Source organism: Pseudomonas sp. PB103, from assembly GCF_009764635.1.
Lineage (GTDB): Bacteria > Pseudomonadota > Gammaproteobacteria > Pseudomonadales > Pseudomonadaceae > Aquipseudomonas.
In genome coordinates this window covers 24,214-44,417 of record NZ_RWIL01000155.1, presented here as the reverse complement: position 1 = coordinate 44,417, position 20,204 = coordinate 24,214, and the positions used below count along the sequence as shown (strand labels likewise).

22 protein-coding genes and 1 pseudogene are annotated in these 20,204 nt (G+C 59.6%); 10 read left to right on the top strand and 13 right to left on the bottom strand.

Going from position 1 to position 20,204, the window contains the following annotated elements; genetic code table 11:
• Nucleotides 1–877 precede the first annotated feature (877 nt).
• The 4 genes from infA to trxB form a co-directional block, all read right to left on the bottom strand.
• Complete coding sequence (gene infA, locus EJA70_RS27565) at nt 878–1,096, bottom strand: translation initiation factor IF-1 (protein ID WP_002553999.1); 219 nt, start codon at nt 1,094–1,096, stop codon at nt 878–880.
• A 112-nt stretch (nt 1,097–1,208) separates the two neighbouring features.
• A complete protein-coding gene (locus tag EJA70_RS27560) occupies nt 1,209–1,916 on the bottom strand; it encodes an arginyltransferase (protein ID WP_008087004.1) in 708 nt (235 codons plus the stop codon).
• 57 nt (nt 1,917–1,973) lie between these two features.
• Complete coding sequence (aat, locus tag EJA70_RS27555; protein WP_045123303.1) at nt 1,974–2,654, bottom strand: leucyl/phenylalanyl-tRNA--protein transferase; 681 nt, start codon at nt 2,652–2,654, stop codon at nt 1,974–1,976.
• 63 nt (nt 2,655–2,717) lie between these two features.
• Nucleotides 2,718–3,677: a thioredoxin-disulfide reductase gene (gene trxB / locus EJA70_RS27550; RefSeq protein ID WP_158835228.1), complete on the bottom strand. Its 960-nt coding sequence runs from the start codon at nt 3,675–3,677 to the stop codon at nt 2,718–2,720.
• Nucleotides 3,678–3,974: 297 nt separating this feature from the next.
• Here trxB and EJA70_RS27545 point away from each other — a divergent pair, with 297 nt between their 5' ends.
• From EJA70_RS27545 to cysG, 6 genes are all read left to right on the top strand, one after another.
• Entirely contained in the window at nt 3,975–6,383 is a 2,409-nt protein-coding gene (locus tag EJA70_RS27545) for a DNA translocase FtsK (RefSeq protein ID WP_158835225.1), read from the top strand.
• Nucleotides 6,384–6,449: 66 nt separating this feature from the next.
• Nucleotides 6,450–7,070 (top strand): outer membrane lipoprotein chaperone LolA, encoded by a 621-nt coding sequence (lolA, locus tag EJA70_RS27540; RefSeq protein ID WP_008087013.1) that lies wholly within the window; start codon nt 6,450–6,452, stop codon nt 7,068–7,070.
• 195 nt (nt 7,071–7,265) lie between these two features.
• Complete coding sequence (locus tag EJA70_RS27535; protein ID WP_158835222.1) at nt 7,266–8,588, top strand: replication-associated recombination protein A; 1,323 nt, start codon at nt 7,266–7,268, stop codon at nt 8,586–8,588.
• Entirely contained in the window at nt 8,588–8,962 is a 375-nt protein-coding gene (gene crcB / locus EJA70_RS27530; RefSeq protein WP_008086563.1) for a fluoride efflux transporter CrcB, read from the top strand. Before EJA70_RS27535 ends, crcB begins: the two co-directional genes overlap by 1 nt.
• A gap of 15 nt (nt 8,963–8,977) precedes the next feature.
• Nucleotides 8,978–10,258: a serine--tRNA ligase gene (gene serS, locus EJA70_RS27525; protein ID WP_008086564.1), complete on the top strand. Its 1,281-nt coding sequence runs from the start codon at nt 8,978–8,980 to the stop codon at nt 10,256–10,258.
• Nucleotides 10,259–11,653 (top strand): siroheme synthase CysG, encoded by a 1,395-nt coding sequence (gene cysG, locus EJA70_RS27520; protein WP_158835219.1) that lies wholly within the window; start codon nt 10,259–10,261, stop codon nt 11,651–11,653. It begins immediately after the preceding gene.
• Nucleotides 11,654–11,785: 132 nt separating this feature from the next.
• Here the strand turns inward: cysG and EJA70_RS27515 are convergent, their stop codons facing one another.
• The 8 genes from EJA70_RS27515 to EJA70_RS27480 all read right to left on the bottom strand — a co-directional run bounded on the left by EJA70_RS27515 (nt 11,786) and on the right by EJA70_RS27480 (nt 16,660).
• Nucleotides 11,786–12,787, bottom strand: coding sequence for a glutathione S-transferase family protein (locus tag EJA70_RS27515; protein WP_158835216.1), 1,002 nt, complete (start codon nt 12,785–12,787; stop codon nt 11,786–11,788).
• Between the two features lie 91 nt (nt 12,788–12,878).
• Entirely contained in the window at nt 12,879–13,880 is a 1,002-nt protein-coding gene (locus EJA70_RS27510) for a glycosyl transferase family protein (protein WP_158835213.1), read from the bottom strand.
• Nucleotides 13,877–14,212 carry a TusE/DsrC/DsvC family sulfur relay protein gene (locus tag EJA70_RS27505; protein ID WP_158835210.1) on the bottom strand — a complete coding sequence of 112 codons (336 nt, stop codon included), beginning with the start codon at nt 14,210–14,212 and terminating at the stop codon, nt 13,877–13,879. The genes EJA70_RS27510 and EJA70_RS27505 overlap by 4 nt, the downstream gene beginning before the upstream one ends.
• Nucleotides 14,209–14,502 (bottom strand): sulfurtransferase complex subunit TusB, encoded by a 294-nt coding sequence (tusB, locus tag EJA70_RS27500; protein WP_158835208.1) that lies wholly within the window; start codon nt 14,500–14,502, stop codon nt 14,209–14,211. The genes EJA70_RS27505 and tusB overlap by 4 nt, the downstream gene beginning before the upstream one ends.
• On the bottom strand, nt 14,502–14,858 hold the full coding sequence (gene tusC, locus EJA70_RS27495; protein WP_158835205.1) for a sulfurtransferase complex subunit TusC: 357 nt from the start codon (nt 14,856–14,858) through the stop codon (nt 14,502–14,504). Before tusC ends, tusB begins: the two co-directional genes overlap by 1 nt.
• Nucleotide 14,859: 1 nt before the next feature.
• Nucleotides 14,860–15,252: a sulfurtransferase complex subunit TusD gene (gene tusD, locus EJA70_RS27490; protein ID WP_008086579.1), complete on the bottom strand. Its 393-nt coding sequence runs from the start codon at nt 15,250–15,252 to the stop codon at nt 14,860–14,862.
• Between the two features lie 348 nt (nt 15,253–15,600).
• On the bottom strand, nt 15,601–16,305 hold the full coding sequence (locus EJA70_RS27485; protein ID WP_158835202.1) for a YoaK family protein: 705 nt from the start codon (nt 16,303–16,305) through the stop codon (nt 15,601–15,603).
• A 25-nt stretch (nt 16,306–16,330) separates the two neighbouring features.
• On the bottom strand, nt 16,331–16,660 hold the full coding sequence (locus tag EJA70_RS27480) for a DUF6388 family protein (protein WP_158835199.1): 330 nt from the start codon (nt 16,658–16,660) through the stop codon (nt 16,331–16,333).
• A 134-nt stretch (nt 16,661–16,794) separates the two neighbouring features.
• On the opposite strand from EJA70_RS27480, the gene EJA70_RS27475 reads away from it, so the two are divergent.
• Nucleotides 16,795–17,145, top strand: coding sequence for a hypothetical protein (locus tag EJA70_RS27475; RefSeq protein WP_008086861.1), 351 nt, complete (start codon nt 16,795–16,797; stop codon nt 17,143–17,145).
• A 110-nt stretch (nt 17,146–17,255) separates the two neighbouring features.
• Here the strand turns inward: EJA70_RS27475 and EJA70_RS27470 are convergent, their stop codons facing one another.
• Nucleotides 17,256–17,681, bottom strand: coding sequence for an N-acetyltransferase (locus tag EJA70_RS27470; RefSeq protein WP_158835196.1), 426 nt, complete (start codon nt 17,679–17,681; stop codon nt 17,256–17,258).
• Nucleotides 17,682–17,830: 149 nt separating this feature from the next.
• On the opposite strand from EJA70_RS27470, the gene EJA70_RS27465 reads away from it, so the two are divergent.
• The 3 genes and pseudogenes from EJA70_RS27465 to EJA70_RS27455 all read left to right on the top strand — a co-directional run.
• Nucleotides 17,831–18,268 carry a hemerythrin domain-containing protein gene (locus tag EJA70_RS27465; RefSeq protein ID WP_008086859.1) on the top strand — a complete coding sequence of 146 codons (438 nt, stop codon included), beginning with the start codon at nt 17,831–17,833 and terminating at the stop codon, nt 18,266–18,268.
• A 223-nt stretch (nt 18,269–18,491) separates the two neighbouring features.
• A complete protein-coding gene (locus tag EJA70_RS27460) occupies nt 18,492–19,127 on the top strand; it encodes a lytic polysaccharide monooxygenase auxiliary activity family 9 protein (RefSeq protein ID WP_008086858.1) in 636 nt (211 codons plus the stop codon).
• Nucleotides 19,128–19,167: 40 nt separating this feature from the next.
• Nucleotides 19,168–20,169 (top strand): annotated as a pseudogene (locus EJA70_RS27455) (chitinase); the annotation flags it as partial.
• Nucleotides 20,170–20,204 lie beyond the last annotated feature (35 nt).

Below are 20,204 nucleotides of genomic sequence, written 5' to 3'. Positions count from 1 at the left end.
GATCGATCCGGGCGCAGCGCCTACGGTTTGCTTCGCTGCACCTCCTCTCGCTGTGTTTGGCTGCGCCAAACGGTCGCTGCGCTCCCACCCCCGGATCAATCCCTCCACTCAGCCTTCCGACGTCGCCTTACAGATCAAAAGCGCAGCCGAGCTAACGCTCATCCTGTTGAGTGGTGAAAGGCAAAAGCGGTGCGCGTTTAGCTGTTGATTCGTAGGAGCAAAGCTTGCTCGCGAAGGCGGCCTGACAGCCGACCCACTTCTCCCAGCCATACCATCCCCCGCAGGCTGCGATCTTTTTAAGAGCAAGATCAAAAGATCGCAGCCTGCGGCAGCTCCTACAGAAGATTGCATCGAAAGATTGGTAGGTTGCCAGCCTGCTATCGCCAGCGAGTGCAGCCCCCACAAAAAGCACAGCCGATAAATCATGTAGGAGCTGCCGAAGGCTGCGATCTTTTGATCTGCTCTGGCTCTGGCTCTGGCTCTGGCTCTGGCTCTGGCTCTGGCTCTGGCTTTGGCTTTGGCTTTGGCTTTTGATTTTTTGCCCCATCGGCAGGCCGAGCGGAGGTGTTCATCCGGGGGTAGGCGCGCAGCGCCGTGCGGCGTAGCCGCATACATCGAGAGGAGGTGCAGCGAAGCAAGCCGTAGGCGATGCCCCCGGATGGACACCGTAGCGAGGGAACACTGAGCCTCAGCGAGGTGCCGTACGCCAGGGGCAAAGCCTTTTGGTTCCTTTTTGGCGTTTGAAAAAGGGACTCGCTGTAAGAGCGAAACCGCCAGTAGCAACCCCCGCAGCAACGGATATACACACCAGACCAAAACCCAAATTCCAGACAAACAAAAACGCCCGGCATAAACCGGGCGTTCTGTATTGACTTGATTAACGAGCGCGGTAAGTGATGCGCCCTTTGCTCAAGTCATAGGGCGTCAGCTCGACGCGCACTTTGTCACCGGTAAGAATACGAATGTAGTTCTTGCGCATCTTGCCGGAAATATGCGCGGTTACGACGTGCCCATTTTCCAACTCCACACGAAACATGGTGTTGGGCAGGGTGTCGACGACAGTGCCTTCCATTTCGAAGCTGTCTTCTTTCGACATGCAGTAAAGCCCTCGGTATCCAATGAATGGCCCGGTGCAACTGCGCCAGGCAAAAGCGGCGTGCATTGTGCCCGAAAAATGGGGTTTACGCCAAGGGGTTTAGGGCTCGGGTTTAGTTGAGGACGACCCAGCGCTGATTAATCAGCAATTCGATAGGGCGATATTGGGTCTTGTAGTTCATCTTTTTGCAATTCTTGATCCAGTAACCGAGGTACACCGCCTCAAGCCCCAGGCGCTGGCTTTCGCCGATCTGCCAGAGGATGGCAAAACGGCCAAGACTGCGGCGCTCTTCATCCGGTTCGTAAAAGGTGTACACCGCTGACAGGCCGTTAGGCAGCAAATCGGTCACCGCCACGGCCAGCAACCGTCCGTCGAGTCGGAACTCGTAGAAGCGCGAGAAGGGCAGATCACGTACCAGAAACGTCGAGAATTGATCACGGCTCGGCGGGTACATGTCGCCGTCGGCGTGGCGTTGTTCGATGTAGCGCTGGTAGAGATCGAAATATTCTTCGCTGAATTGCGGCTTGGCCGGGCGCACCTGCAAATCGGCGTTGCGCTTGAAAATGCGCTTCTGCTGACGATTGGGGGTGAACTGCGCCACTGGAATGCGCGCAGGCACGCACGCATTGCAGTTCTGGCAATGAGGTCGATACAGATGGTCGCCGCTGCGACGAAAACCCATTTCCGACAGGTCTGCGTAGACATGCACATCCATGGGCTGACTCGGATCGAGAAACAGGGTCGTGGCCTGCTCCTCCGGCAGATAGCTGCAAGAGTGAGGCTGAGTGGCATAGAACTTCAAACGCGCCAACTCGGTCATGATCAACCCTCGGGATAAGCTGGTGAATTAAGTGTAAGCCACGCGCGCAAAAGTCGCTCAGCAAACCCAAGTGGCACGATTGGGTTGATCCAGGTGTCGGGCCAGATAATCGGCGAATTGTTGGCGAGGGATTGCCCGGGCGCCGAGGCTGTGCAGATGATCGGTCGGCATCTGGCAGTCGATCAGTACGAACCCCGAGTCTTTCAGATGCCGCACCAGGGTGGCAAAGCCGAATTTCGAGGCGTTGTCGGCGCGGCTGAACATCGACTCGCCGAAAAACAGTTGGCCCATCGCCAGGCCATACAGGCCGCCGACCAGTTCGCCTTGATCCCAGACTTCCACTGAATGGGCGAAGCCACGACGATGCAGTTCGACGTAGGCGTCTTGCATGGCCTCGGTGATCCAGGTGCCGTCGGCGTAGTCGCGGGGCGCGGCGCAGGCGCGGATCACCGCGTCGAAGTCCTGATCGAAGGTCACTTGATAGCGCTGCTGGCGCAGCAGTTTGCCGAGGCTGCGTGAAACATGCAGTTCGTCGGGAAACAGCACGGTGCGTGGATCCGGCGACCACCAGAGAATTGGCTGGCCCTCGGAAAACCACGGAAAGCAGCCATGGCGATACGCCTGGACCAAACGATCGGCAGACAAATCGCCGCCAGCGGCAAGCAATCCGTTGGGCTCGCGCATGGCCTTTTCCAAAGGAGGAAAAGTCAGGGAATTACGTTGTAACCAAGTCAGCATGGCATCCAGGCTTGCAGAAGGGGAGGGCAGAGCTGGCCATTTGGCCCGCGATAAAGTGTGCCGTCAAATGACCGGAATGTCGTCCAGATACTTCTCGGCATCGAGTGCGGCCATGCAGCCGGCGCCGGCGGAGGTGACCGCTTGACGGTAAACATGGTCGGCAACGTCGCCGGCAGCAAACACCCCGGGGATCTCGGTGGACGTGGCGTCACCGTCGCTGCCACCCTTGACCCGCAAATAACCGTCATGCATCGACAACTGGCCCTGAAACAGGTCGGTATTGGGCTTGTGGCCGATCGCGATGAACACCCCGGCCAACGGTAGTTCGCGGGTTTCGCCGGTATGACTGTGACGCAGACGGGCGGCCGTGACGCCGCTGGCATCGCCCAACACCTCGTCGAGATTCTGGTTCCAATGCAAGCGCACATTGCCGTTGGCGGCTTTCTCGAAGAGCTTGTCCTGGAGGATTTTCTCCGAGCGCAGTTTGTCGCGACGGTGGATCAAGTGCACTTCCTTGGCGATGTTGGACAGGTACAGTGCTTCCTCGACGGCGGTGTTGCCACCGCCGACGACCGCGACCACCTGATTGCGGTAAAAGAAGCCATCACAGGTGGCGCAGGCGGAAACACCTTTGCCGGCAAAGGCTTCTTCCGAGGGCAGGCCCAGATACTGCGCCGAGGCGCCGGTGGCGATGATCAGAGCGTCGCAGGTGTAAGTGCCGTTGTCGCCGATGAGTTCGAACGGGCGCTGTTGCAACTTGGCGGTGTGGATGTGGTCGTAAACGATCTCTGTGGCAAAGCGTTCGGCGTGTTTCTGCATGCGTTCCATCAGCACCGGCCCGGTCAGGCCTTCGACGTCACCGGGCCAGTTGTCGACTTCGACGGTGGTGGTGAGTTGACCGCCGGCCTGCAGGCCGGTAATCACCACGGGTTTGAGGTTGGCACGGGCGGCATACACGGCTGCGCTGTAACCGGCCGGGCCGGAGCCAAGAATGATCAAGCGTGAATGCTTCGCTACGTTCATCAAATACACCTCATAAGCCTTTGTCACAAAAGGTAATGCATGCTCAAATTGGCCCACAGGTTTTGTGTGCTTGACTATGCTTTAGCCTCGGGTTTGAAGCATGGCATCGCACGTACAAACCCGTACAATGCCGGGCTGTTACAGAATGTTCGCGCTGTGCCGTGTTTTTAAAAGCCTCGGCGCAGTGTTAAAAGTAGTCTCAGTTGCGCTCGTTCACTTTGTTACCTGCCTGGATTGGGCAGTTTTTTATCGTCATTCAATAGATGGACGCGCCTCGGGCGCAGGAAAAGTAGCGTTTTGAAGAAATCCACCGCAGCACCTAAAACAGTCGTTCCGCTCTGGCGCCAACAGTTGCACTACCGGCTCAAGGAAGGTGCATTGATCGCCATTGGCGCCTTGTGCCTGTTCCTGATGATGGCTTTGTTGACCTACGGCAAGGACGATCCGGGCTGGAGCCACAACAGCAAGATCGACGATGTGCAGAATTTCGGCGGCCCGGCGGGCTCCTACAGCGCCGATATCCTGTTCATGGTGCTCGGTTACTTCGCCTATATCTTCCCGTTGCTGCTGGCGATCAAGGCGTATCAGATCTTCCGCCAGCGCCACGAGCCGTGGCAGTGGAGCGGCTGGCTGTTCTCCTGGCGCCTGATCGGTCTGGTGTTTCTGGTGCTGTCGGGCGCTGCGCTGGCGCATATCCATTTTCATGCCGCGACGGGCTTGCCGGCCGGTGCCGGTGGCGCTTTGGGCGAAAGTCTCGGCGACCTGGCGAAGAATGCGCTGAATATCCAGGGCAGCACGCTGCTGTTCATCGCGCTGTTCCTGTTCGGCCTGACCGTGTTCACCGACCTGTCGTGGTTCAAGGTGATGGACATCACCGGCAAGATCACCCTCGACCTGTTCGAGCTGTTCCAGGGCGCGCTCAATCGCTGGTGGTCGGCGCGTACCGAACGCAAACAATTGGTCGCGCAACTGCGTGAAGTCGATGTCCGTGTGCATGACGTGGTCGCGCCGACGGTCACCGACAAGCGCGAGCAGGCCAAGGTCAAGGAACGCCTGATCGAGCGTGAACAAGCCCTGAGCAAGCACATGTCCGACCGCGAGAAACAGGTGCCGCCGGTTATCGCCCCAGCCCCGGTCAAGGCGTCGGAGCCGAGCAAGCGTGTGCAGAAAGAGAAACAGGCGCCGTTGTTCGTCGACAGCGCCGTCGAAGGCACCTTGCCGCCGATCTCGATCCTCGACCCTGCGGAAAAGAAACAACTCAATTATTCGCCGGAATCCCTGGCAGCGGTCGGCCACTTGCTGGAGATCAAGCTCAAGGAGTTCGGTGTCGAGGTCACGGTGGACTCGATCCATCCGGGCCCGGTGATTACCCGTTACGAAATTCAGCCTGCCGCCGGCGTCAAAGTCAGCCGCATTGCCAACCTGGCGAAAGACCTCGCGCGTTCGCTGGCGGTGACCAGCGTGCGGGTGGTCGAGGTGATTCCGGGCAAGACCACGGTCGGTATCGAGATTCCCAACGAAGACCGGCAGATCGTGCGCTTCTCCGAAGTGCTGTCGACGCCTGAGTACGACAACTTCAAATCGCCGGTCACCCTGGCGCTCGGTCATGACATCGGCGGCAAACCGGTCATCACCGACCTGGCGAAGATGCCGCACTTGCTGGTGGCCGGTACCACCGGTTCCGGCAAGTCGGTGGGCGTGAACGCGATGATCCTGTCGATCCTGTTCAAGTCCGGCCCGGAAGACGCCAAACTGATCATGATCGACCCGAAGATGTTGGAACTGTCGATCTACGAAGGCATTCCGCACCTGCTGTGCCCGGTCGTCACCGACATGAAAGACGCCGCCAACGCCCTGCGCTGGAGCGTTGCCGAGATGGAGCGCCGCTACAAGCTGATGGCGAAAATGGGCGTGCGTAACCTGTCCGGCTTCAACGCCAAGGTCAAGGAAGCGCAGGACGCCGGCGAGCCGTTGAGCGATCCGCTGTACAAGCGCGAAAGCATTCACGACGAAGCGCCGCTGTTGCAGAAGCTGCCGACCATCGTGGTAGTCGTCGACGAATTCGCCGACATGATGATGATCGTCGGCAAGAAGGTTGAAGAGCTGATCGCCCGTATTGCGCAGAAGGCGCGTGCGGCGGGTATTCACTTGATCCTCGCCACTCAGCGACCCTCGGTGGACGTGATCACCGGTCTGATCAAAGCGAACATCCCGACGCGTATGGCGTTCCAGGTGTCGAGCAAGATCGACTCGCGGACCATCATCGATCAGGGCGGCGCCGAACAACTGCTTGGCCACGGTGACATGCTCTACATGCCGCCGGGCACCAGTCTGCCGATCCGGGTTCACGGCGCGTTCGTTTCCGACGAAGAGGTTCACCGTGTGGTTGAAGCGTGGAAACTGCGCGGCGCCCCCGAATACAACGACGACATCCTCAATGGTGTCGAAGAAGCCGGCAGCGGCTTTGAAGGCAGCAGCGGTGGCGGCGATGGCGATGATCCGGAAACGGATGCGCTGTACGACGAGGCCGTACAGTTCGTGTTGGAAAGCCGTCGTGCCTCGATTTCTGCCGTTCAGCGCAAGCTGAAAATCGGCTACAACCGCGCCGCACGGATGATCGAAGCCATGGAAATGGCCGGGGTCGTCACGTCGATGAACACCAACGGGTCACGTGAAGTGCTGGCCCCGGGCCCGGTACGCGACTGATCCAAAAGCAAGAGGCGGGACAATGATGTGCCGCCGCTCTCCCAACGAGTATTCAAGAGGACTCCCATGCGTCTTATCCGCATGCTGCTGCCAGTACTGGCTTTGACCACACTCACGGCCCACGCCGATGACAAGGACGTGGCTCGTTTGACCCAATTGCTGGAAACTTCCAAGACCCTGAGCGCGAACTTCTCGCAGCTGACCCTCGACGGCAGCGGTACGCAGTTGCAGGAAACCACCGGCGACATGACCCTGCAGCGTCCGGGCCTGTTCTACTGGCACACCAACGCGCCGGCCGAGCAGACCATGGTGTCTGATGGCAAGAAGGTCACCCTGTGGGACCCGGATCTGGAACAGGCGACCATCAAGAAGCTCGACGAGCGTCTAACCCAGACCCCAGCGTTGCTGCTGTCCGGTGATGTGTCGAAGATCAGCCAGAGCTTTGATATTTCCGCGAAAGAGGCGGGCGGTGTGATCGACTTCACCCTCAAGCCGAAAACCAAGGACACCCTGTTCGACAACCTGCGTCTGTCGTTCCGCAATGGTCTGCTCAATGACATGCAACTGATCGACAGCGTCGGCCAGCGCACCAACATCCTGTTCACCGGGGTCAAGGCTAACGAGCCGGTGCCAGCCTCGAAATTCAAGTTCGACATCCCCAAGGGTGCGGACGTGATCCAGGAATAAACCCAGGCCCCTTGTGTCAGGGCCTTTGTGGTGAGGGCCTGCTATTGAGGGGCTATTGTGGCGAGGGGATTTATCCCCGTTCGGCTGCGCAGCAGTCGTCGCTTTTGGGGCAGCTTCGCAGCCCAACGGGGATAAATCCCCTCGCCACACGGTTTCACACAGTATTCGAAAAATTCGAGGTTTCAACGCTACGTGATGGATCTGTTTCGCAGTGCACCGATTGCCCAGCCACTGGCCGCGCGTTTGCGTGCGACCAATCTGGATGAGTACGTCGGCCAGGAGCACGTGCTCGCTCGCGGCAAGCCTCTGCGTGAGGCGCTGGAGCAGGGTGCCCTGCATTCGATGATTTTCTGGGGCCCGCCGGGCGTGGGTAAAACCACCCTGGCGCGGTTGCTCGCGGAAGTCTCGGACGCGCACTTCGAAACGGTCTCGGCGGTGCTCGCCGGGGTCAAGGAGATCCGTCAGGCGGTTGAAATCGCCAAGCAACAGGCCGGCCAGTACGGCAAGCGCACGATTCTGTTCGTCGATGAAGTGCACCGTTTCAACAAGTCGCAGCAGGACGCGTTCCTGCCGTACGTGGAAGACGGCACGCTGATCTTCATCGGCGCCACCACCGAAAACCCCTCATTCGAACTCAACAACGCCTTGTTGTCGCGCGCCCGTGTCTACGTGCTGAAAAGCCTCGACGAAGCGGCGCTACGCAAACTGGTGCACCGCGCGCTCACCGAAGAGCGCGGCCTGGGCAAGCGCAATCTGACCCTCAGCGATGAGGGCTTTCAGATGCTGCTCTCGGCCGCCGATGGCGATGGCCGACGGTTGCTCAATCTGCTGGAAAACGCTTCCGATCTGGCCGACGACAACAGCGAGATGGGCATCGATCTGTTGCAGAGCCTGCTCGGCGACACACGTCGGCGTTTCGACAAGGGCGGCGAAGCGTTCTACGACCAGATCTCGGCACTGCACAAATCAGTGCGTGGCTCCAACCCCGACGGCGCGTTGTACTGGTTCGCGCGGATGATCGACGGCGGTTGCGATCCGCTGTACCTCGCCCGGCGCGTGGTGCGCATGGCCAGCGAAGACATCGGTAACGCCGACCCGCGCGCGCTGAGCCTGTGCCTCGCGGCGTGGGAAGTACAAGAGCGCCTCGGCAGCCCGGAAGGCGAGTTGGCCGTGGCGCAAGCCATTACCTATCTGGCCTGCGCGCCGAAAAGCAACGCGGTGTACATGGGCTTCAAAACCGCCCTGCGTGCCGCCGCCGAGCACGGTTCGCTGGAAGTGCCGCTGCACTTGCGCAACGCTCCAACCAAACTGATGAAACAATTGGGTTATGGCGACGAATACCGCTACGCCCATGATGAACCGGACGCTTACGCCGCTGGCGAAGACTATTTTCCGGAAGAACTCGAGCCGATCCCGTTCTACCAACCGGTGCCGCGCGGCCTGGAGTTGAAGATCGGCGAGAAGCTCAACCACCTCGCTCAACTCGACCGTTTAAGCCCTCGGCAGCGGAGAAAATAGTGCTTCCATTGATCATCGCGGTGTCTGCCGGCGGCGTTGCTGGCACTTTGTTGCGCTTCGCTACTGGCAATTGGATCACTGCCAATTGGCCGCGGCACTTCTATACCGCGACGCTGGCCGTTAATATCGTGGGCTGCCTGCTGATTGGCGTGTTGTACGGCCTGTTTTTGATACGCCCGGAAGTGCCGATCGAGGTGCGTGCCGGGTTGATGGTCGGCTTCCTCGGGGGGCTGACGACTTTTTCATCCTTTTCACTGGATACGGTGCGCCTGCTGGAAAGCGGGCAAGTGCCGCTGGCCCTGGGCTATGCGGCACTCAGCGTATTCGGCGGGCTGCTCGCGACGTGGGCCGGCCTGTCTTTGACCAAACTTTGATAACGAGAAACCGACATGCTCGATTCCAAACTGTTACGTAGCAACCTCCAGGACGTAGCGGACCGCCTGGCTTCCCGTGGCTTTGCCCTGGATACCGCGCGCATCGAAGCGCTGGAAGAACAGCGCAAGACCGTCCAGACCCGCACCGAAGCACTGCAGGCTGAGCGTAATGCGCGTTCCAAATCCATCGGTCAGGCCAAACAGCGCGGCGAAGACATCGCGCCGTTGATGGCGGACGTCGAGCGCATGGCGGGCGAATTGAGTGCCGGTAAAGTCGAGCTGGACGCGATCCAGACCGAGCTGGACTCGATCGTGCTGGGCATTCCTAACCTGCCGCATGAATCCGTGCCGGTCGGCAAAGACGAAGACGACAACGTTGAAGTGCGCCGCTGGGGCACCCCGGCTGCGTTCGATTTCGAAGTGAAGGACCACGTCGCGCTGGGTGAGAAGTTCGGCTGGCTGGACTTTGAAACCGCCGCCAAGCTGTCCGGCGCACGTTTTGCTCTGTTGCGTGGCCCGATCGCGCGTCTGCACCGCGCACTGGCGCAGTTCATGATCAACCTGCACGTCAACGAGCACGGCTACGAAGAGGCTTACACGCCTTATCTGGTCCAGGCGCCGGCACTGCAAGGCACCGGTCAACTGCCGAAGTTCGAAGAAGACCTGTTCAAGATCGCCCGCGAAGGCGAAGCCGATCTGTACCTGATCCCGACTGCCGAAGTGTCGCTGACCAACATCGTTGCCGGCGAAATCGTCGACTCGAAACTGCTGCCGATCAAGTTCGTCGCCCACACCCCGTGCTTCCGCAGTGAAGCCGGTGCGTCGGGTCGCGACACGCGCGGCATGATCCGTCAGCACCAGTTCGACAAAGTTGAAATGGTCCAGATCGTTGAGCCGTCGACTTCGATGGAAGCGCTGGAAGGTCTGACCGCCAACGCTGAAAAAGTCCTGCAACTGCTGGGTCTGCCTTACCGCACCCTGGCGCTGTGCACTGGCGACATGGGTTTCAGCGCGGTCAAGACTTACGACCTCGAAGTGTGGATCCCGAGCCAGGACAAGTACCGCGAGATTTCGTCGTGCTCGAACTGCGGCGACTTCCAGGCCCGTCGTATGCAAGCGCGTTTCCGCAACCCGGAAACCGGCAAACCTGAGCTGGTGCACACCTTGAACGGTTCCGGTCTGGCTGTAGGTCGTACCCTGGTTGCGGTGCTGGAAAACTACCAGCAGGCCGACGGTTCGATCCGTGTGCCGGACGTGCTGAAGCCGTACATGGGTGGCCTTGAGGTCATCGGCTAAATGAAATATCTGCCGCTGTTTCACAACCTGCGCGGCAGTCGTGTGTTGGTCGTCGGTGGGGGGGAAATTGCCTTGCGCAAATCCCGCCTGCTGGCCGATGCCGGTGCGCTGCTGCGGGTGGTCGCACCTGAAATCGAAACGCAACTGCGTGAACTGGTCGTCGCCTCTGGCGGCGAATGCCTGTTGCGCGGTTACGTCGAAGCGGATCTGGACGGTTGCGGGCTGATCATCGCCGCCACCGACGACGAAACGCTGAACGCACAAGTTTCCACCGATGCTCACAAGCGTTGTGTGCCGGTCAACGTAGTCGATGCGCCTGCCTTGTGCAGCGTGATCTTCCCGGCGATCGTCGACCGTTCGCCACTGATCATTGCGGTGTCCAGCGGTGGCGATGCACCGGTGCTGGCGCGCTTGATTCGCGCCAAGATCGAAACCTGGATTCCCTCGACTTACGGCCAACTGGCCGGGCTCGCCGCACGTTTCCGTAATCAGGTGAAAAGCCTGTTTCCGGATGTGCAGCAGCGTCGTGGTTTCTGGGAAGACGTATTTCAGGGGACGATTGCCGATCGGCAACTGGCCGGGCAGGGCGCCGAGGCCGAACGTCTGTTGCAAGCCAAGATCGATGGCGAAGCGATGGTCACCACCGGCGAGGTGTATCTGGTCGGCGCTGGCCCGGGCGATCCTGACCTGCTGACCTTCAAGGCTCTGCGTCTGATGCAGCAAGCCGACGTGGTGCTGTATGACCGCTTGGTGGCGCCAGCGATTCTTGAGCTGTGCCGTCGCGATGCCGAACGTGTGTATGTCGGCAAGCGTCGTGCCGATCACGCCGTGCCGCAGGATCAGATCAACCAGCAACTGGTCGATCTGGCCAAGGCCGGCAAGCGTGTGGTGCGGTTGAAGGGTGGTGATCCGTTCATCTTCGGCCGTGGCGGCGAAGAGATCGAAGAACTGGCCGCCCACGGTATTCCGTTCCAGGTGGTGCCAGGTATCACGGCAGCCAGTGGTTGTGCGGCGTATGCCGGGATTCCGCTGACCCATCGTGATTACGCGCAGTCGGTGCGCTTCGTCACCGGGCATTTGAAGGACGGCTCCACCGATCTGCCATGGGTAGACCTTGTCGCCCCGGCGCAGACGCTGGTGTTCTACATGGGCCTGGTGGGGTTGCCGGTGATCTGCGAACAACTGATCAAGCACGGTCGTTCAGCGGATACCCCGGCGGCGTTGATTCAGCAGGGCACGACGGTCAATCAGCGAGTCTTTACCGGCACACTGGCAGATCTGCCGCGATTGGTGGCAGAGCATGAAGTGCATGCGCCAACCTTGGTGATCGTTGGGGAAGTGGTGCAACTGCGCGAGAAACTGGCGTGGTTTGAAGGCGCTCAGGCGCAGGTCTGAGAACCGAGTTGACCCCATCGCTGGCAAGCCAGCTCCCACAGGCTTTGTGTTGAAGCTGCAATCTTCAGCATCACCAAAATCCCTGTGGGAGCTGGCTTGCCAGCGATGGGGCCCTCAAAAACAATACAAATCTCAACCCCGGCGCCAAACCCCTTTCCCAGCCAACCGCGCCCGATCATGGGCCACTGTGAAATCCTGCTCCGGCCCCTTCGGCACAACCCCCGTCGGGTTGATGGTCTTGTGGCTGCCGTAGTAGTGGTTCTTGATGTGCTGAAAATCCACCGTCTCGCCAATCCCCTGCATCTGATAGAGCTCACGCAACCAGTTCGACAGATTCGGGTAATCGGCAATCCGCCGCAGATTGCACTTGAAGTGCCCGTGGTACACCGCGTCAAAACGAATCACCGTGGTGAACAGACGCACGTCCGCTTCCGTCAGGTATTCCCCGGTCAGATAGCGGTTGGCGCCTAACACGCGCTCCAGGTGATCGAGTTCGGCAAACACCTCATCAAATGCTTCTTCATAAGCGTGTTGCGACGTGGCGAACCCTGCGCGATACACGCCATTGTTCACCGCCGGATAAATCCGCTCGTTCAGCGCATCGATTTCACCGCGCAGCGGCGCCGGGTAGAAGTCCAGATCGTTGCCTGTCAAACCATCGAACGCGCTGTTGAACATGCGGATGATCTCCGCCGATTCATTGCTGACGATGCGCTTGAGTTTCTTGTCCCACAGCACCGGCACAGTGACGCGCCCGGTGTAGTCGGCGGTGTCAGCGGTGTAGCGCTGGTGCATGAATGCAAAATCATCAAGCTTGTCGCCGGTCGAGCCCAGCGCTTTGTCGAACGTCCAGCCGTTTTCCAGCATCAGCCAGCTTACGACGGAGACGTCGATCAGACTTTCCAGACCTTTGAGCTTGCGCAGGATCAGTGTGCGATGCGCCCATGGACAGGCGAGGGAAACGTAGAGGTGATAGCGTCCTGCCTCGGCGGCAAAACCACCTTCACCGCTGGGGCCGGGCTCGCCGTTGGCGGTGACCCAATTGCGGCGCTTGGCCTGTTCGCGCTGGAACGCGCCGTCCTTGCTGCTTTCATACCACTTGTCCTGCCAGTGGCCATCGACGAGTAAACCCATGATCAAGACTCCATAAACCGATAATCGTTGGAGTCGAGTCTATTCCGATGAGTTCGAACAAAAAGCGCAAAGATCGGGCGCGAATGATCGGTTAAATCGATTTGTTCCGTGCGGCCCAGTATTGCTCGGCAGTTTCGAAGGCCTGTTCACGGTTTTGTCCGAGGCCGCGCAAGGCCAGGGCCATGGTCGCAATCAGGGCCATTTGCGGATAGCTGTCGACCACGTCGCCGCGCCACACGGCCTTCAGGTGCTCGACATCCAGTGACGATGGTTTGACGTGACGTTGCGCCGACAGTTGCGGCCATTCCTCGTCCCAGCTCTCGCCGCCAGTGGTGCCGTAGAGGTGGCTGTTTGCATCCGGGTTGATCTCGATTTCGCCGCCGTCGCCCTTGACCACAATCGCTGTATCGCCGAGCAATCCGCTGGCATCGCGATGCACGGCCTGATAGCCGGGGTGGAAAATGCTTTGTAGCCCGCAGCGTGCGCCCAGCGGATTGAGAATCCGCGCCAGCGAATGGATCGGTGAACGCAGGCCCAGGGTGTTGCGCAGGTCGATCATGTTCTGCAACTGCGGCGCCCAGTCCACCAGCGGCATGAACGCCAGGCCACCATTGTCCAGCGCTGCACCGACCTGTTGCCAGTCGCGGCACAGCGCGATGTTCAATTCGCCGAGCAGTTGTTCGCTGTAGAGGCGCCCGGCGGTGTGCGCGCCGCCGCCGTGCATGAAGATGCGCAGGCCGTTCTGTGCCAGGCATTTGGCCGCCAGCAAATACCACGGCAGATGGCGTTTTTTGCCCGCATAGGTCGGCCAGTCCAGATCGACATTCAGCGCTGGCGCCTGCAAGCGTGCGCGCAGAGCCTCGGTGAATCCGGCCATTTCCTCTGCGCTTTCTTCCTTGTGTCGCAGCAACATCAGGAAGGCACCGAGTTGGGTGTCTTCGACCTTGTCGTCGAGCACCATGCCCATGGCTTCCCGGGCTTCTTCGCGAGTGAGATCGCGCGCGCCGCGTTTGCCTTTGCCTAGAATCCGCACGAACTGGGCGAAGGGATGCTCGGCGGGCGTTTCGAGGGTCAGCGCTGGAAAGTCGGTCATAAGCAATTCGTCGGTTTGGGCAGGCCCGCCAGTTTCGCGGCGAGTTTGGCGGGGGTGCCTTTGAACAGTCGGTTCAGGTGCAGGCTGTTGCCTTTTTCCGCGCCGAGTTTCAACGCGGTGTACTTGATCAACGGGCGTGTGGCCGGAGACAGCTGGAATTCGGCGTAGAAGCTGCGCAGCAATTCGAGGATTTCCCAGTGTTCGGGAGTCAACTCGATCTCTTCGGCAGCGGCGAGAGCGCTGGCGACATCGTGCGACCAATCGCTGAGATCGACGAGAAAGCCGTCCTTGTCCAGTTCGATGGCGCGGGCGCCGACGGTCATGGAATTCATAGCCAGCTGTTGACCTTGTCGTAGTGAATCGACAGTTCGACGAAGGCCGGGTAATCGATGGCTTCGGCCCAGTCCGGGACCTGCACGGCGCGCGCCTGTGCGTCTTCGCTGAGGACGAACAGTTTGATCTGGCGGCTTTGCAGCGCAGTGCACGGTGCGGTGCCCGCTTGCAACGCGTAGACCGCGTCGCCGGACAACAGCAGCGCATCTGCACTGCCGATGATACGCAGGCAACTGTTCAGGCGATCGTCGCCGAACGGGGAATGAGACAACACATGCAAAGTCGACATCAGAGGGTGATCACCTGGTCGTAACGGTCAATAAGGGCGGTGATTTGCTCGGCGGCGAGCGGTTGCGCTTCGTCTAGCGATAGCTGTTCGAGGCCACGAGCGTTGGCGCTGTCGGCGCAGTAAAACAATTCTTCTACACCAAACATCGGCAGCGCTTGCAGGTTGGCGCTGAGGTCTTTTTGTTGCAGGGCTTTGGCGTTTTGCCCTGCGGCCAGTTGCAACACGCCGTCATCGAGAAACAGCAAACCGATCGGCAGATCGAAGGCGCCACCGGCCAGCACGATGTCCAGCGCTTCGCGGGCGCCGGGGCCGGACCATGGCGATTGGCGGCTGATGATCAACAGGGATTTGGCCATCTCACGCACCTCCGAAACAGATCAGGCGATCAGCGTCTTGCACGGCGTCATGCAATTGCCCAAGACCGGACAATTCCCATGGCTCACTGACGGAGACGGCGTCACGCTGATAGCGCTGGGCTTCTTCCGCGTTTAGCGCGCCACGGCGCAGGGCGGCGGCAATGCACACTACGCCGTCGAGCTTTTGCTCGGTGATGAAGCTGCGCCATTGCTTGGGCAAGTCCAGTTCATCCTGCGGGGTCACCACCGCGTCAGAGGCGTTATAGACGCCATCCTGATAGAAAAACAGCCGGACAATCTCATGCCCACCGGCCAGTGCAGCCTGCGCAAACAGCAGGGCACGGCGCGAGGAGGGCGCATGGGCGGCGGAAAACAGCGCGATGGCGAACTTCATGACGGACTCGATCAGCAAAACTGTGGCCATGATAAAGCATTGCGCACAGCACCAGCGCCTGCTTTTCACGTAGGAGCTGCGGCACGCTGCGATCTTTTGACCTTGATTTTGCGAGGGAGAATCAAAAGATCGCAGCCTCGTTTTACTCGTCAGCTCCTACAGGGACACACGATCTGCGGCACGCTGCGATCTTTTGACGTTGATTTTGCGGGGCAGAATCAAAAGATCGCAGCCTCGTTTCACTCGTCAGCTCCTACAGGGACACACGATCCCCTGTAGGAGCTGCGGCACGCTGCGATCTTTTGATGTTGATTTTGCGGGGCAGGATCAAGAGATCGCAGCCTCGTGTTAGCGGGGCATGTAGCCGAGTTGCCAGCGTCGCGGAATTTTGAGGGAGAGCAGCCCGATCAGCGCGGCCAGCAGACCGCTGACAAACATCGCCTTGAGTCCCAAGTGGTGTTCCAGCACCGCGCCCAGAATCGCGCCGATAAACATCCCGCTCCATGGCACCAGTTGCACCCGCCAGCCGCCGCGCCGTTCGCCCAGCAGCCATCGGCCGAGGCCTCGGCCAAATCGCGACAAGGCGCCAGTGACATAGGTCAGCCCGACCGGTAAACCGTTCACTTCCTCAACCGACGCGTTGAGCATGCCCATGGCGACAATCGCCGCAAGCAACGCCGGCAGTTGCGTGTCGTACGGCCAGGCCGCCGCCGCGCAGAGCAGGGTGGCGATGCACAGCAGCAGCGGCAAAGCGCGTCGTCCGCCAAAGCGCGCAACGACAACGCCCAAGGCATTACCTAGCACAAAAGTGGCGACAAGAATCACCAGGCGCAAGGTCAGCCCGAGATCGCCATCACTGATCGCCACCGCCAGTCGGGTGGTGTTGCCGCTCATGAACGAGACGAAGTCGCCGCTGGCCATAAAACCGATCGCATCGGTCATGCCGGCCAGTACCGAAAGGCTGGCAACCAGCGCCAGACCCACACGCCCGCGCCATTTTTGCGTGTGCAGATGGCCGGGGCTGGCGCGGTGAGTCGAGGCGGAGGGCAGCATCGGTGACGGTATCCTTGCGCGGCGGTTAAGGTTCTATCCCATACAGGTCGCAATATTCCAGCCAGTCCATCCCGGCCATCTCTGCGACCTCGCGGTGCACCTCCCGGCGCTGCGCCTGATACTCCGCAGGCGTCTCGGCGGTCAGTTGCAGAGTCAGCTCCCAGGCAAATAACCCGAGGTTTTCCGCCTCGGCCTCGAAGGCTTCATGCAGTCGCTCTTCGCGATATTGCGCCTGAGTTTCGCCTTTGGCCTGGGCCAGCAAGGGATTGAGATGGTCGAGGCTTTCGCGCAGCTCGGGGCGTGCATCGAGAAACACTTTCAGGGCGTGTTCATGTCGCTGATCGGTAGGCGCCATGGGTTTTCCTTGTGAGGCTGATGACCTTAGGTTGCCGCAGCGGTGCGCGCGTGTCGCGCTATAAATTCAGTAAAGCAGAACGATTCTGGCCGCTGCGGTGATACAGTCCGCTTTTTTCTGAATGAGCGAATGCAATGCGAATGCTGATGGTAGCGCTGGCGGCAACGCTGCTGGCCGGTTGCGCGGGTTCGGTGATGAACGATGCTCGCACGCAAGCCCCTTACAAGGTTTTGACTTCGGACAAACCGGAGAAAGTCGTCGCGCAGTGCGTGCAGTTTGGCTGGCAGGACGAGGCAGTGTTCGGTGTTGACGCCGCAGCCTATCTGGAGCCACGCAAGCCGGCTGGCACCACGGTGTATACGCGTTCGGCCGAGTCGTTTGTCGACGTCATCACCGAGGCTTCCGGCACGACGCTGAATTACTACGCGCAGAAGGATGATTTTGTGGCCAAGCGGCGCTTGGCGGCGTTGGCCACCTGCCTCTGATCAGGCGTTAAAGCGGCTGTCGCCTTCGCGGGCAAGCCTTGCTCCTACAAGAATGGGTGAACGGCACATCCTTGTAGGAGCAAAGCTTGCTCGCGAAGGGGCCCTGACATTCAACCAATAAGTCGCTTCTGGAAAAAATGCCGCTTATGCCCCAGCGGAAAATCGATAATCTCGCCGCATTCGCTATACCCCACCTTCTTGTAAAACTCCGGCGCCTGAAATGAGAAGGTGTCGAGCCAGATCCCCACGCAATCGTTCTTGCGCGCAAAGTCCTCGGCCATTTGCATCAGCTGCGAACCGATACCCTGACCGCGCCCCTCTTCCGGCACCGCCAGCAACTCAATGAACAACCAGCGATAAAACGTGTGGCCATACAGGCCGCCGAGAACCGCGTCGTGCTCATCGCGCACCAACAGCGCCAGTGGCTCCATCTTCGACGGCCCGGCATTGGCGATGTTGTGGGCGCGCAGCGGCGCGAGGATGGCGTTGCGTTGTTCTTCGTTGGGGTTTGTCGACAACTCGATGCGCAGGTTCATGCAGGACTTCCTTGTGGTCTGAGTCGCCAGACTATCCTGCCCGGCGCTCGTGTTCCAAGCCCCTAAGAAAAACCGGTGGAACCGCCGTTCGCGCGCTGCGGTCTAGGCTTTACAGCGTCATTCCAGCACGCGGTTGATGAGGACATCCCTTGAATATTTTCGAAGCCCTTCGCGAAAGCCATGACCGCCAGCGCAGCTACGCCAAAGCCCTGATCAAGACCAGTGGCGATACGCCGGAACGCGTGGAGGCCTACAAACAACTGAAGGCTGAACTGCAAGCCCACGAAACTGCGGAAGAACGACATTTCTATATCCCGTTGATGGAGTTCGACAACGGTGTCGACCTCAGCCGCCACGCGATTTCCGAGCACCATGAAATGGATGAAATGATGGAAGAACTCGACGAGACCGAGATGTCCAGCCCGGCATGGCTCGCGACCGCGAAGAAGCTCTCGGACAAAGTCCATCACCACCTCAAGGAAGAAGAGCAGAAGTTCTTCCAGATGGCTGGCAAATTGCTCAACGAGAAGCAGAAAGAACAGCTCGCCGGGCAATACGAAAAAGAGTTCCAGGCACAATTGTCGTAAACCGCTGACTGCAGGTTTTCGTCGTCTCGACGTGTACGCCTTTGGCTACGCGTCGAGTACGATGCGTCACAATGTACTGTTTATATATCCAGTGTTTTCGGGTTATTGCCAACGGTGTCCGCTCTGGCTGCGACAAAAGCGCCGATGGACAAAAAAACCACCTCCGCTAGGTTGAAGGCCTCTCCTCGGAAGGGAGAGTTCTTAAATCAACGGAGTGAAAAACATGAATCAAGTACAAGCACAAACCCAACTGAAACACGGTCGAGTGACCTCCCCTGCGAGCCGCGGTGCGGTCGCCATCGAGCAAGGATTGCTCGGTGCCTGGCAGGTCAACGAAATGGAAGGTGGCAAGAACTTCCCGGCGCTGGTGGCCGGTCCGTTTCCTGCGCCATATCAGACCGACTCGGCCAGCGTTGCACCACCGGCTGACGGCTACATCCTCAGCGGCGGCAAGGCGGATGCCCGCGATTGCGTGAACTTCACCGACGAGGAAATGAGCAAGAAGCTCGGTCGCCCGTTCACTTGGCCGCTGCTCAATGTCACCCCGGGGCAGGCCCTGGAGATCAAATGGGAATACACCGCGCCGCATACCACGCGCGGCTATCGTTGGTTGATCACCAAGGATGGCTGGGACCCGAAACAACGCATCACCCGTGCGCAACTGGAAGCCCAACCGTTCTTCGAGGATTTCTACACCCAGGTGCCGTATTACAGCTATCCCAACGAGCTGAAGGCCAAGGTCAATCACGCGGTGAAACTGCCGGACGACAAAAAGGGCCGTCACGTCATCGTGCTGATGTGGATCGTTGCCAACACTGGCAATGCCTTCTATCAGGCCTTCGACGTCGACTTCAAATAAGTCGGCGACACCCCATTCACACGTTCTGAAGGATTAGAACATGTCAAAAATCGACTTCTCTTTGATGCAGAATCCGACGAGCGATGCAGCCTCGTTGATGCCGAGCATTGCCGGCAAAAAGATTCTGATGGGCTTCTGGCACAACTGGCCGGCGGGGCTGAGTGACGGCTACCGTCAGGGCCGCTTCGCGAGCCTCTCGCTGGAAGAGGTGCCCAAGGAATACAACGTGGTTGCGGTGGCGTTCATGAAGGGCAGCGGCATTCCAACCTTCAAGCCATTCAACGTGTCCGACGCCGAGTTCCGCCGGCAGGTCGCTGTCCTCAACAGTCAGGGGCGGGCGGTGCTGATCTCCCTGGGGGGCGCCGATGCCCACATCGAACTGCGCGCCGGTCAGGAACAACCGCTGGCCAATGAAATCATCCGTCTGGTGGAAACTTACGGCTTCGACGGGCTGGACATCGATCTTGAACAGAGCGCGATTGACTTCGCTGCCAACAAGACCGTCCTGCCAGCGGCACTGAAACTGGTCAAGGATCACTACGCCGGTCAGGGCAAGCACTTCATCATCAGCATGGCCCCGGAGTTTCCGTACCTGACCAGCGCCGGCAAATACGTCGGTTACTTGCAGGCGCTGGAGGGCTACTACGATTTCATCGCCCCGCAGTTTTATAACCAGGGCGGTGACGGGGTCTGGGTGCCGGAGGCCAACAACGGCGCAGGCGCGTGGATCGCGCAGAACAATGATGCGCTGAAGGAGGATTTCCTCTATTACCTGACTGAAAGTCTGGTGACCGGAACGCGGGGTTTCATCAGGATCCCGCCGGACAAGTTTGTCATCGGTCTGCCGGCCAACGTCGATGCGGCGGCCACCGGTTACGTCATCGACAAAACCGTGGTGGGCAACGTGCTCAAACGTCTGGCCATCAAGGGTTATCCGATCAAGGGCCTGATGACCTGGTCGGTGAACTGGGATAACGGCGCGAGCAAGGATCATGTGCCTTACAACTGGGAATTCAGCCGGCGTTACGGGCCGCTGATTCACGGCGCTCGTTCACTCGGGCAGGACCACGATCAAAC